The organism is Jiangella alkaliphila, from assembly GCF_900105925.1.
Lineage (GTDB): Bacteria > Actinomycetota > Actinomycetes > Jiangellales > Jiangellaceae > Jiangella > Jiangella alkaliphila.
The window spans coordinates 1,370,557-1,382,603 of record NZ_LT629791.1 but is presented as its reverse complement, the minus strand read 5'-3'; the positions used below and the strand labels follow the sequence as shown (position 1 = coordinate 1,382,603).

Sequence of the window (12,047 nt, the reverse complement as noted above, 5' to 3'; positions counted from 1 at the left end):
TGCTTCAGTCTACCGGTTCGCGACCCGCCAGGCACACTCGACGGCGGAGACGCTCGTCACCCCCGCCGGAATGCGGACGGCACGCGCCTGCGTTGGTCGCGGACATGAGCGACGATTCCCTCCGCAAGCTCCTCGCCGCGCACCGCCTGGGCGTCCTGGCGACGGTGAAGTGCGACGGCCGCCCCCAGGTGTCGGTGGTGACCTACCACTACGACCTCGGCTCGGACCTGATCCGCGTCTCGGTCCGCGACCCGCTGGCCAAGACCCGCAACCTGCGCCGCGACCCGCGAGCCACCTTGCACGTGACGGGGCCGGGCGGCGGCACGTGGGTGGCCGCGGAGGGGTTGGCGCAGCTGAGCCCGGTGGCCCGCGACCCGCACGACGACACCGTCGAGGCGCTGGTCGAGCACTACCGCGACGCCCGCGGCGAGCACCCCGACTGGGACGAGTTCCGCGCCGCGATGGTCCACGGCGAGCGGGTGCTGCTGCGGCTGCCCGTCGACCACGTCTACGGGCGGGCCTGAGCCTCCAGCGGAACCGGAACCGCAGCGGGCTCCGTCGTCGCCGCGCGGAACGGGGCGAGCAGGCCGGGGACCGCGCTGTCGGCGAGGTCGACGGCGTCGGCCGCGGCGACGTCGGGGGTCGTGTAGGCGCCCAGGCCGGCCGCGGTCGTGACCTCGACCGTCGCGAGCCGGAGCCGCCGCTGCAGCAGCGACTGCCGGAACGTCACGCCGACGACGGCGCGGCCCTGCAGCGCCGCGGTGCTGCGGCTCCAGGCGCCGGACCGGGTGACCAGGTAGCCGTCGACGACGGTGTGCCCGAGCGCGCGGTACGCCACGACGGCCAGCGCCAGGGTGATCGGCAGCAGCCCGAGCCCGGCCAGCCAGACGAGGTCTGGCATCGCGTCGATCAGCGTGGTGAGCCAGGCCAGCAGCCCGGTGACGACGGCCGTCGCCATGAGCGCCCAGCCGACCCGGCGGCGCAGCGCCCGGCGCGGGTGCGGCCGCAGCGGGCGGTCCAGCGGGCTGTGGCCGGTCTGGAGCACCTGCCCGGCCACCCGGCGAGCGACGGAGACCGGCCCGCGCGGCAGGATCTGCGCCGACGGCGTCGTGCTCCAGATGCTCAGGCCGGTCGAGATGACCGCGGTGTCGGCCATGCCCATCCACCGCCAGAGCAGCGGCTCGTCGAGCTGCACGCCGCGCAGGCGGTTGTCGTCGCGGTTGACCTCACGGGTCTTGAACAGGCCCTGGGTGGTGCGCAGGACGGTGCCGCGGTCGCCGGGGACGCGGGCCAGCACGAACCGCCAGTTCTCGGTGAAGAAGTTGATCGCCAGCCCGACCACGCCGATGACGCCCACCGTCGCGACCGCGATGACCACCGTCCACGCCGTGCCGAAGGCGTCCCAATCGGCCAGGCCGCGGACGAACCCGGCCGAGTCGACGCCGAACATCTGCAGCGACCAGTACGTTCCCCAGAGCAGGCCGGCCGCCATGAGGAACGCCCAGATGCTGAACATGTTGTAGAAGACCCAGGACCGCTCCAGCCGGGCGAACACCTGCTCGTCCCGCGGCGGCGCGGGCGCGGCCTCGGTCTCCTCGACCGGGCGCTCCGCCGGCCCGCCGTAGAGCAGTTCCTGCCGCAGCCGCTGCGCGGTCTCGGCCCGGACGGCGTCGAGCATCAGCGCCGCCTCGCCTGCCGCGCTGTGCTGGCCGGCGCCGACGGTGACGACGCGCAGCCCGGCCAGCTTGTGCCGGAGCTTCGCCGACGTGTCGACGCTGCGGATGCGGTCGCGCCGGATGGACCGGTGCTTGCGGACCAGCAGCCCGGTGCGCCGCTCGACGTACTCGTCGGTGATGCGGTAGCGCGTCTTCACCCAGCGCAGCAGGTCGGCCAGCCCGCCGATGACGCCGAAAGCGGTGGCGGCCAGGATCGGGCCCATCGAGCCCCAGCTGATCTCCGCGCCGAAGAACGCGATGGCGACGCTGGCCGGCACCAGCGAGAGCACGGTCTTCGCGGAGTCGACCCAGACGACGCGGGTGTCCAGGCGCTGCCACGGCACCTCGTCGTCGGCCGGCCGGTCGTCGATCGGCCGGTCGTCGACGGGCTCGCCGGTCATGTCGCGTCGCCGGGCGTGCGCTGGGTGATCTTCGCCAGCTCGGCCGCCACCTGGGCGGCGACCGTGGCGTCGATGCCGGTGACCTTGATCGGACCGCGCGACGACGCCGTCGTGACCTCCAGCGTCGCCAGCCTCAGCGCCTGCTCGAGCGGCCCGCGGGTGGTGTCGACCGTCTGGATGCGCGAGATCGGCGCCACCCGCCACTCGCGGACGACCCAGCCGCTGACGGCGTAGACGGCGTCGTCGGTGACCTCCCACCGGTGAACGGCGTAGCGCCATACCGGCATGACCACGGTGACCACGGCGCCCCAGACGACGACCACGACGAGGATCGGGCCGAGCCAGGACCGGGCCGAGTCGAAGATCAGGTAGGCGGTGAGGATCAGGCCGGACAGGATGGCGAAGCCGAAGACCGACTGCAGCGCCCACAGACCGATGGCGCGGCGCTCGACCCGGTGCTCGGGCGGCCGCAGGGCGATGGGTTGCTCAGCCACGGGTGATCCGGCTCAGCCGGGACTTGCGGACGGCGAGGTCGTAGGTCATGGACAGCTCCTTCGCGTAGGCGGCGACATCGGTGTCGGGGCGGGCGAACAGCTCGCTCGGGATGGCCTCGATGCTGCCGAGCAGGGTGACCGCCATGAACCGGGGTGAGAAGTCGCGGAACTCGCCGTGCTCCTGGCCTTCGCGCAGCATCTGCTCGATCTGGCCGACGGACTGCTCGCGCTGCGACCGGACCAGCTCGCGGTTCTCCTGACCGCCCGCCCCGGCCAGCACCTGGCCGAGGGCGAGCACGTGCGCGCGGTGGGAGTCGCAGAACAGCACGAAGCCCTCGATCAGCCGCTGCAGAGCCTCGCGGTAGGTGCCGGCGTCGCCGATGTGCCGGGTGAGCCAGCCGTCCATCAGCGCGTTGATGTCCTCGACGACCTGCTGGAACAGCTCGGCCTTGTGGTCGAAGTGGTACGAGATGAGCCCCGCGCTGATGCCGGCGTGCTCGGCGATGCGGGCGAACGACGCCTTGGCGTAGCCGACCTCGGCCAGCGTCTCGACGGCGGCCTGGACGATCTGGTCGCGGCGGGCGGCCTCGATGAAGGACCGAGACTTCTGGTCGGTCGCCTCATTTCTTGGTCGCATGACCAAAATTCTAGCGGCACCGGCAGGGAATTCGGAAGGTGTGCGTGTCGGAGCAGGTCAGCCGGACAGCACGAGCTCGATGCTGCTGGCGCCGCCGTCGACCACACGGACCGGGATGCCCCAGTCCTGCTGGTGGATGTGGCAGGCGGCGTTCTCGCCGCCGTCGTCGCACGACGCGGCCATGGCGGCGACGTGCAGGACGCCCGCGCCGTCGCCGTCGGGCGTGATGGTCAGCCGGCGGGTGAGTGCGGTGTCACGGCCCTCGCCGCCGGCCAGTAGCGGCGCGGGCGTCGACGACACCGTCAGCCGGGTGGCCGAGCCGTACCGCTCGTCCAGCTTCTGCCCCGGCGGCGGGTCGAACACGACGACCAGCTCGACCTCACCGGGCGCGACGTCGAGGGGCGGCCGCTGGGTCCGGTGCGCCGAACCGGACGCCGTCGCCGCCGACCCCAGCGGGACGCGGGTCAGCCGGTGCGCCGCGGACTCGACCACCACCAGGTGCTCGCCGTCGACGACCGCGCCACTGGGCTCGCGCAGGCCGGTGGCGAGCGTGCTGACCTCGCCGGTCGCGGGGTCGTAGCGGCGGACGGCGTTGTTGTAGGTGTCGCTGATCGCGACCGAGCCGTCCGGCAGCGCCGTCACGCCGAGCGGGTGCTGCAGCAGCGCCTGGCCGGCCGGGCCGTCGCGGAAGCCGAAGTCGAACAGCCCGGTGCCGACGGCCGTCTCGACGGCGCCGTCGCGGACCGCCCGCAGCGCCGACGTCTCGGAGTCGGCCAGCCAGAGCGTGCGGTCGGCCGTCACCGCCAGGCCGGACGTCTGCGCGAACCAGGCGTCGCGCAGCTTGCCGTCGACGAGCCCCTCGTTCGTGGTGCCGGCGAGCACCTCGATGGACGGTTCCTTCGGGTCGAACGCCCAGAGCTGGTGGATGCCCGCCATCGCGACGACGACGGTCAGGTGGGCGGGCGACCACGCGACGTCCCACGGCGACGACATCGGGACGGCGCGCGGGTCGCCGCTGACGTCGTCGCCGTTGGGGTCGCCCTGCATCCACGGCGAGCCGGTACCGGCGATGGTGCTGACGTGGCCGTCGGCCAGCCGGACGCCGCGCAACACGTGGTTGACGGTGTCGGCGACGACGACCTCGTAGCCGGTCCACGAGTGGAGCTCCGGCGGCAGCAGCGTGAGGCCCTGCGGCTCGTTGAAGCGCGCCTCACCCGGCCCGCCGTCGGCCAGGCCGCGCTCGCCGGTGCCGATGCGCCGGACCACCGTCTCGAGGTCGTCGGCCAGCTCGACCAGGCTGTGGTTGCCGCTGTCGCTGACCAGGAACCTGCCGCCCGGCAGCGCGACGACCTTGCCGGGGAAGCGCAGCGTGCTGGGCTCGGGCTCCGGCGGGACGTACGGGCCGTCGCCGCGGCGCAGCGTGCCCTTGACCTCGTGGACCGGGATCAGCTCGTCGAGGATCGCGGTGAGCGCGTGCGCGTGCCCCTCGCCGGAGAACTGGGCGACGATGTACCCCTCGGGGTCGATCAGCGTCAGCGTCGGCCAGGCCCGGACCGCGTACTGCTGCCACGTCGTCAGGTCCGGGTCGTCGAGCACCGGGTGGTGCACGCCGTAGCGCTCCACCGCGGCGACGACCGCCTCGTGCTCGGCCTCGTGCACGAACTTCGGCGAGTGCACGCCGATGATCGTCAGCCCGTCACCGTACTGCTCCTCCAGCGGCCGCAGCTCGTCGAGGACGTGCAGGCAGTTGATGCAGCAGAACGTCCAGAAGTCCACGACGGCAAACCGACCTCGGAGGTCGGCGAGGGAGAGGTCCTCACCTCCGGTGTTCAGCCACCCTCCGCGGCCGACCAGCTCAGGGGCACGGACGCGCGCTCGCGCTCGGTGTTGCGTCATGGACCCATTGTCCGCGAACGCCGAACGCCCCGCCCTCCGAGGTGAAGGACGGGGCCATCATAGGCGCCGCGTCAGCAACAGAAGTGGTTGTCGGCGGCGGCCGGGGCCGCTGCAGCGACGCCGCCGAGGGTCAGGCCGACGGCGGCGAAGATGGCGATGATGAGCTTCCGCACTAGATCACCTCCTCCCGCGGGCGAGTGCGGGCCGGAATGGGATGAATGCGCCCAATGTAGCAGCCGTTAGTGGACCGTCAACGACTCTCAGAAGTCGAGCAGCACGAAGCGGCCGCGCAGCTCGGCGAGGGTCGGCGCGGTGTCGCCGGTGTTGAGCCAGCCGCCGCGGCCGACCAGCTCGGGAGCGCGGACCCGGGCGCGTCCAGTCGATGCCATGGGTCAATCGTGCGCGCCCGTCTTCACAGGAGCGTCGGGCGGGCGTCACCGGGCGGCCCCTTGCCGCACACCTTGCCTGCCGAGAGTGGGTGGTTCACCCCCACCCCCATCGGGAGCACCCCATGCCCAGCACCTGGAGGACCACCGCGGTCACGACGGCCGCGGTCGCGCTGACGGTGGCCGGCTTCGTCCGCGCGGACGATCAGGCCTCGCCACCCGCCACGCCCGCAGCCCAGGCCGCCCCCGCCGTCCGCGGGATCGAGGACATCCACGAGATGTACCTGGACCACGGGCCGGACGCCGGCGTGATGGTCATCGCGCACCGCGGCTACTGGCGCGGCGCGCCGGAGAACTCGATCGCCGCCATCGAGCAGGCGATCGAACGCGGCGCGCACGTCGTCGAGATCGATGTGCAGCGGACGGCCGACGGCCACCTCGTGCTCATGCACGACACCACGGTGAACCGGACCACGAACGGCACCGGCGCGGTCTCGTCGCTCACGCTCGCCCAGATCAAGGCGCTGCGGCTGAGGGAGCACCTCGGCGGCGCGCAGGCCGCCGTCACCGGCCACCAGGTGCCGACGCTGGAGGAGGCGCTGGCCGTCGTGAAGGACCGGGCGATGGTCAACCTGGACAAGGGCTGGCCGTTCCGCGACCAGGAGTACGAGCTGCTGGTCGAGACCGGCACGCTGCGCAACGCGATCTTCAAGAGCGACGCGCCGGTGGCCGAGGTCGAGGCGTTCCTCGCCCGCGACCCGGAGATCCTCTACACGCACGTCGTGGGTGACGGCAACGCGGCGTCAATCGGCACGTTCGCCGACGACGCCGGCCGGCCGCAGGCCTACGAGCTGGTCTTCGACCGGCTGACCGACCCGCAGATCCAGCCCAGCACCGTCGCCGGCATTCGGGAGGACGCCAGGGTGTGGATCAACACCATGTGGTACGGCCTGGCCGCCGGGTACACCGACGAGCGGTCGCTGACCGACCCGGCCGAGGGCTGGGAGCCGGTGGTCGAGCGGCACGGCGCGTCGATGATCCAGACCGACGACCAGGACGCGCTGGTCGACTGGCTGGCCGCCCGCGACGCCGGTCAGGACTGGCCGGTGCTCCCCCGCAACGTGCTGCGGGTCGAGGCCGAGGACTACTCGACCGACGGGCTCGGCGTCGGCTACGCGGACCAGGACGTCGAGAACCGCGGCGGCGCGGCCCGCGAGTACGAGGGCATCGACGTCTGCGACAACGGCGGCGCGACCGTCGTCTGCTGGATCCGCGGCGGCGAGTGGATCCGTTACTCCGTCGACGTCCGGGTGCCGGGTCGCTACGCCGTCACCGCACGGGTGTCGTCGCCGTACCGCCCCGCCGGCCGGTTCACCGTCGAGTTCGACGACGGCGCCGGCCTCGGCCCGGTGGACGTGCGGACGACGACCGGCCACAACAACTTCATGACCCAGCAGGTGGGCGACGACGGCGTGCTGCTGGGCCGCGGGACGCACGAGTTCACCGTGCGGATCGACCCGGACGCGTACCAGAACTTCAACCTCGACCACCTCGAGTTCGAGCGGACCGGGAGCCGTTGATGCGCCGCACGATCGTCCTCACCGGCATCGCCGGGCTCGCCCTGGCCGGCGCCACCGCACCGGCCGCCACCGCGGACCAGCCGGCGGCGGGCACCGTCCCGGTCCAGCTGCTCTCGCTGACCGACCTGCACGGCTACTTCGGCAGCTACACCGCGACGATCCGGGGCGCGCACGCCGGCGACCCCGCGCAGACCGTCGGCGGCGGCGCGTACCTGGCGACCCACCTGAAGCAGCTCGCCGCCGGGCAGCCGAACTCGATCCTGTTCTCCGCCGGCGACGACTTCTCAGGCTGGCCGGACGAGACCGAGTTCTTCTGGAACGAGCCGACCGTCGAGTACCTCGACGCGATCGGGCTGGAGTTCTCCACCGTCGGCAACCACGAGTTGGACCGCGGCTTCGCGTTCCTCGACCACCTGCGGAACGGCACCTGCGAGGGCCGCCCGGACGACGACCTGTGCTTCACCGACTCGACTGGGCAGGTGTTCGACGGCGCCGAGTACGAGTACTACTCGGCGAACGTCATCGACCGCGCGACCGGCGAGCCCGCGCTGTCGCCGTCGCACGTCGAGTATGTCGACGACGGCGCCGGCGGCACGCTGCCGGTCGGGTTCGTGCACGCCACGACGTCGCTGACGTCGAGCGAGCAGATGTCGTACACGCCGGCCGGCTACGACTACGCACCCGAGGTCGCCGCGATCAACGCCGCGACGGCGGACCTGCGCGACCAAGGCGTCGAGGCGATCGTCGTCGTGCTGCACGAGGGGTTCTCGCAGCAGGCCGGCACCGGCTACAACAACTGCGTCGCGCCGTTCGGCCCGGCCGTCGACTTCAACCGCGAGATCGACGCCGAGGTCGACGCGATCGTCACCGGGCACTGGCACGGCATGGTCAACTGCCTCCTGCCCGGCCCCGACGGCGTGCCGCGGCCGATCGTCCAGGGCGGCAACCACGGCCACCTGATCAGCGAGATCGGCCTGCAGCTGGACCCGGCCACCGGTGACGTCGTCCGCGACCGCACCACGTCCGTCCTGCACCCCAACACCCAGGACGTCGCGCCGGACCCGGAGGCGGTGCGCATCGCCGACTACTGGCGGGGCGAACTGGCCGAACGCAACGCCACCGAGATCGCCACGATCACCGGCGACATCCGCCGGGCGCCGGGCGACGCGGCGGAGTCGCCGGCCTACAACCTGGCCGCCGACGCGTTCCTTTGGGCGGCGAACCAGGACGGCGCGGCCGACCTGGCGGTGGCGATGCCCGGCATCCTGCGCGCCGACCTCGCCCATGCGCCGAACGCCGCACTGCCGGCCGACGCGCCGGGCCGGGTGCTGTTCCCGGAGCTCGCGGTCGGCGTGGTCTACGACTCCGGCATCGGCGTCGGCATCGTCCGCGGCACGGTGACCGGCCGTGACGTGCTCGACCTGCTGGAGAGCCAGTGGCAGGCGGGCTCGAACGGGACGGTGACGTTCCGGTCGATGGCGGTGTCCGGCAACGTCACGTACGCCTACGACACCGACCGGCCGGTGGGCCGGCGGGTCGTGCCGGGCAGCGTCCGGATCGACGGGCGGCCGCTGCGGCCGGGCGGGCAGTACCGGGTGGCGACGCTGGCGAACAACTTCTTCGCCAAGAACTCCACCCCGGGCTTCACTGCCCTGTTCGACGCTCGCGACCAGGACCGCAGCCTCTTCAACGGCGGTGACGCGCTGTGGCGCTACGCCGAGGCGCACTCGCCGCTCGCCCCGCCCGAGGTGGGCAGGGCGAGCGCGCGCTGAGCACACGGGGCGCGCCGGCGGTCAGGTGAGGATCGCCGGCGTCTCCCAGTCCTTGCCCAGCACGTTGTGCGCGAGGAAGGCGAACACCGTCTCGTACCAGACCTTCGCGTGCTGCGGGGTGAGGATCCAGTGGTTCTCGTCGGGGAAGTAGAGGAACTTGTGCGGGATCTCGCCGTCCTCGGCCTCGGCCCGGGAGGCGATCTCGAACCAGAGCCGCAGCGCCTCGCCGATCGGCACTCGGTAGTCGCGGTCGCCGTGGATGACCAGCATGGGGGTCGTGATGGTGTCGACGTGGTTGTGCGGCGAGTTGGCCGCCGCCATCTCGGCCGACATCTCCTTGACCCAGTAGAACGCGGCATCGGTGGTCGGGCCGAACTGGTCCAGGGCCCACAGGCTGGCGTGGGTGACGATGGCGTCGAAGCGGTCGGTGTTGCCGGCCACCCAGTTCGCCATGTAGCCACCGAACGAGCCGCCCATCGCCGCGGTGCGGGTCTCGTCGATGTCGTCGCGGGCGACGGCGGCGTCGGTGATCGCCATGAGGTCGGTGTACGGCGCCTTGCCCCACGCGCCCCAGCCGCGGCGGATGAAGTCGAGGCCGTAGCCGGTCGACAGCGCCGGGTCGGGCAGCAGGACGGCGTAGCCCTGCGCGACCGCGAGCCACGGGTTCCACCGCCACGACCACGCGTTCCAGGAGCCGAGCGGGCCGCCGTGGATCCACAGCAGCAGCGGCGCCGGGCTGGTGGCCGACGCGCCCTCGGGCAGCGCGAGCCAGGCGCGGACGCGAACGCCGTCGGCGGCCGTGGTGTCGAGCTCGGCGATGGTGCCGGGCAGCGCGGGCACCGGCGACGGCGCCGGCAGCGGCTGGGAGTCCTGCCGGGCGGCGGTCGCCGACAGCCGGACCGGCCGCGGCGGCTCGAGGTAGGACGTACGCAGCGCGTAGACGCTCGTGCCGTCGGGCGAGACGACGAGGTCGGAGTAGGCGAAGTCGTCGGCGGTGAGCCGGGTGATCTCGCCGCTGGCGAGGTCGGCCCGGAACACCGGGGAGCGGCCGTCGTCGTCGGCCGTGAAGAGGATCGCCGCGCCGTCCGGCGTCCAGGCCGGCGACCCCGGCCAGCGGTCCCAGTCACCGGTGAGCGAGCGGGAGGCGCCGTCGGCCACCGAGATGACGACCAGGTCCTGGTCGACCGGCTCGGTGGGCGTGGAGCGCCGCCCCTTGACGGCGGCGACGCTCGATCCGTCGGGGCTGAACTTCGGCGCCTCGAACTCGTGGTCGGCGACGTCGGCCAGCACGCGCCGCTCGCCGGAGGCGACGTCGATCAGCACCAGAGCCTGGCGGAAGCCGCCGCGCTCGGGCAGGTTCCACACCGCCACGACGGTGGAGCCGTCGGGGCTGACGTCGTACGTGGTGGAGTCGAGCGCCCGGCCGGCGTCAGGGGTGAGGTCGCGCAGGTCGACCGCGGGGTCGTCGAGCGGGGACTCGCCGTCGTGCAGCGCGCCGGCGAACAGCCGCGGCGCGTCGGGGCCGAGGTCGTGGTCCCAGTACCGCACCGGGTAACGCTCGTGCAGGATCGCGGCGACCTTCTTCTCCTTGCGCTCCTTGCGCCGCTTCTCCTCGGACTCGGTGTCGGTCGACGAGGGGAAGGTGCTGGAGGCGACCACGACGGTGCCGGACTCGCGCGCGACGACCACACCGCCCACCCCGCCGGGCCGCTTCGCGACGACGCGGGCCTCGCCGCCGTCGGCCGGCAGCAACCAGAGCAGCGGCACCTCGTCGTCATCCTTCACGGACGGGTCGGGGCGGGCCGATCCGAACAGCAGCGAGCCGTCGGGCAGGAACGCCGCGCCGCTCTCGCCCTTGGCGCTGCGGGTCAGCCGCCGGGCCGGACGCTCGCCGGCGGGGTCGACCTCCCAGAGCGCCGTGACGTACTTCGTGCTGTCGGGGCTCAGCGTGGACACGGCGGTCACCAGGCGGCTGCCGTCGGGTGACAGCGTCAGCCCGCCGGTGCGCGGCAGTGCCACGTAGGCGTCCAGGTCATGGAACGGAGTGGGTGGGATGTCCGGGGTCTCCGGCGTGGTCTCTGTCACGGTTTCTTACCTATCACGGGAATGAGAGGTCCTGACAGGACTACGTACGTACGCACTGGCGCTCAGCGCGGCGGCGCGGTGCTGGAGCGGACGATCAGCCGGGTCGGGACGGTGGTGATCGACGGCTCGGTGTCGACGCCGGAGCGCAGCCGGTCGACCAGCGCCGCCGCGGCCAGCCGGCCTTCCTCGCGGACGTCCTGCTTGACCGTGCTGAGGCCGAACAGCCAGGACAGGTCGTGGTCGTCGACGCCGACGACGGAGAGGTCCTCGGGCACTCGGACGCCGTCGTGCTTGGCGGCGTAGATGATCCCCATGGCGACCTCGTCGGAGACCGCGAACAGCGCCGTCGGCCGCACGTCGCGGGCGGTCAGCTCCTCGTAGGCGGCGATGCCAGCCTCGACGGTGAACCTGGCCGGCACCGTGAGCCGCGGATCGGGCTCGACCCCGGCGTCGCGGAGCACCTCGAGGTAGCCGAGCCGGCGGTCCGGCGAGACCGGGAAGCCGAGGTGGTCTTCGGGGTCACCGCCGGCGAACGCGATGCGCCGGTGGCCCAGCTCGACCAGGTGCCGGGTCGCCTGCCGGCCCACCTCGACGTCGTCGATGCGGACGGTCGGGATGCCCGGCACGATCGGACCCACCACCATGACCGGGCGATGCATGGTGTGCAGCGCGGCGACCTCGTCGGCGTCGAGCGGCAGGCTCATGATGAGCAGGCCGTCGGCCCGCTTGCGCAGCAGCTGGGTGTCGAAGACCTTGCGCCGGTTCGTCTCGACCTCGGACAGGTCGTAGCGCAGCACGTCGTACCCGTGCTGCGTCAGGACCTCCTGCGCACCCTCCAGCACGGCGGTGAAGTACCAGCCGCGGGCCACCGGCGACACGACGGCGACGGCGCCCGTGCGGCCGGTCGGCAGCCCGGCCGCGCTGGGCGAGGCGACGTAACCCAGCTCGGACGCGATGTCCTGCACGAGCTGCCGGGTGGTGGCGGACACCCCCGGCAGCCCACGCAGCGCCCGGGACACCGTCGCCACCGATACCCCGGCACGGGCGGCGACGTCGACGATTCCGGTCATCGCTCAGATCT

General features: G+C 72.8%; 10 protein-coding genes. 3 read left to right on the top strand and 7 right to left on the bottom strand.

What is annotated here, in order from left to right; genetic code table 11:
• Positions 1-104: 104 nt before the first annotated feature.
• Positions 105-524 (top strand): PPOX class F420-dependent oxidoreductase, encoded by a 420-nt coding sequence (locus BLV05_RS06445; protein ID WP_046766882.1) that lies wholly within the window; start codon positions 105-107, stop codon positions 522-524.
• On the opposite strand, the gene BLV05_RS06440 is transcribed toward BLV05_RS06445, so the two are convergent.
• The 5 genes from BLV05_RS06440 to BLV05_RS38135 form a co-directional block, all read right to left on the bottom strand.
• Positions 509-2,116: a PH domain-containing protein gene (locus tag BLV05_RS06440; protein ID WP_046766883.1), complete on the bottom strand. Its 1,608-nt coding sequence runs from the start codon at positions 2,114-2,116 to the stop codon at positions 509-511. The genes BLV05_RS06445 and BLV05_RS06440 overlap by 16 nt on opposite strands.
• Entirely contained in the window at positions 2,113-2,610 is a 498-nt protein-coding gene (locus BLV05_RS06435; protein WP_046766884.1) for a PH domain-containing protein, read from the bottom strand. The genes BLV05_RS06440 and BLV05_RS06435 overlap by 4 nt, the downstream gene beginning before the upstream one ends.
• Positions 2,603-3,247 carry a TetR/AcrR family transcriptional regulator gene (locus BLV05_RS06430; RefSeq protein ID WP_046766885.1) on the bottom strand — a complete coding sequence of 215 codons (645 nt, stop codon included), beginning with the start codon at positions 3,245-3,247 and terminating at the stop codon, positions 2,603-2,605. The genes BLV05_RS06435 and BLV05_RS06430 overlap by 8 nt, the downstream gene beginning before the upstream one ends.
• 57 nt (positions 3,248-3,304) lie before the next feature.
• Positions 3,305-5,143, bottom strand: a complete 1,839-nt coding sequence (locus BLV05_RS06425) for an NHL domain-containing thioredoxin family protein (RefSeq protein WP_046766886.1) — start codon at positions 5,141-5,143, stop codon at positions 3,305-3,307.
• A 260-nt stretch (positions 5,144-5,403) separates the two neighbouring features.
• A complete protein-coding gene (locus tag BLV05_RS38135) occupies positions 5,404-5,532 on the bottom strand; it encodes a thioredoxin domain-containing protein (protein ID WP_267884842.1) in 129 nt (42 codons plus the stop codon).
• Positions 5,533-5,654: 122 nt separating this feature from the next.
• On the opposite strand from BLV05_RS38135, the gene BLV05_RS06420 reads away from it, so the two are divergent.
• Both BLV05_RS06420 and BLV05_RS06415 read left to right on the top strand, forming a co-directional pair.
• The gene (locus BLV05_RS06420) at positions 5,655-7,109 is read left to right on the top strand and encodes a glycerophosphodiester phosphodiesterase family protein (protein WP_046766887.1); all 1,455 of its coding nucleotides are present in this window, start codon (positions 5,655-5,657) and stop codon (positions 7,107-7,109) included.
• Positions 7,109-8,881, top strand: a complete 1,773-nt coding sequence (locus tag BLV05_RS06415; protein ID WP_046766888.1) for a bifunctional metallophosphatase/5'-nucleotidase — start codon at positions 7,109-7,111, stop codon at positions 8,879-8,881. The genes BLV05_RS06420 and BLV05_RS06415 overlap by 1 nt, the downstream gene beginning before the upstream one ends.
• 21 nt (positions 8,882-8,902) lie before the next feature.
• On the opposite strand, the gene BLV05_RS06410 is transcribed toward BLV05_RS06415, so the two are convergent.
• Together BLV05_RS06410 and BLV05_RS06405 are read right to left on the bottom strand one after the other, a co-directional pair.
• Positions 8,903-10,966, bottom strand: coding sequence for a S9 family peptidase (locus BLV05_RS06410; protein WP_231948763.1), 2,064 nt, complete (start codon positions 10,964-10,966; stop codon positions 8,903-8,905).
• Positions 10,967-11,028: 62 nt separating this feature from the next.
• Positions 11,029-12,036 carry a LacI family DNA-binding transcriptional regulator gene (locus tag BLV05_RS06405; RefSeq protein ID WP_046766889.1) on the bottom strand — a complete coding sequence of 336 codons (1,008 nt, stop codon included), beginning with the start codon at positions 12,034-12,036 and terminating at the stop codon, positions 11,029-11,031.
• Positions 12,037-12,047: the final 11 nt, after the last annotated feature.

Bases quoted from the DNA above. Each gene is read 5' to 3' on its own strand.
- BLV05_RS06440 (WP_046766883.1), bottom strand. From the start codon at position 2,116: ATGACCGGCGAGCCCGTCGACGACCGGCCGATCGACGACCGGCCGGCC.
- BLV05_RS06420 (WP_046766887.1), top strand. From the start codon at position 5,655: ATGCCCAGCACCTGGAGGACCACCGCGGTCACGACGGCCGCGGTCGCG.
- BLV05_RS06405 (WP_046766889.1), bottom strand. From the start codon at position 12,036: ATGACCGGAATCGTCGACGTCGCCGCCCGTGCCGGGGTATCGGTGGCG.
- BLV05_RS06445 (WP_046766882.1), top strand. From the start codon at position 105: ATGAGCGACGATTCCCTCCGCAAGCTCCTCGCCGCGCACCGCCTGGGC.
- BLV05_RS06425 (WP_046766886.1), bottom strand. From the start codon at position 5,143: ATGACGCAACACCGAGCGCGAGCGCGCGTCCGTGCCCCTGAGCTGGTC.
- BLV05_RS06415 (WP_046766888.1), top strand. From the start codon at position 7,109: ATGCGCCGCACGATCGTCCTCACCGGCATCGCCGGGCTCGCCCTGGCC.
- BLV05_RS06430 (WP_046766885.1), bottom strand. From the start codon at position 3,247: ATGCGACCAAGAAATGAGGCGACCGACCAGAAGTCTCGGTCCTTCATC.
- BLV05_RS38135 (WP_267884842.1), bottom strand. From the start codon at position 5,532: ATGGCATCGACTGGACGCGCCCGGGTCCGCGCTCCCGAGCTGGTCGGC.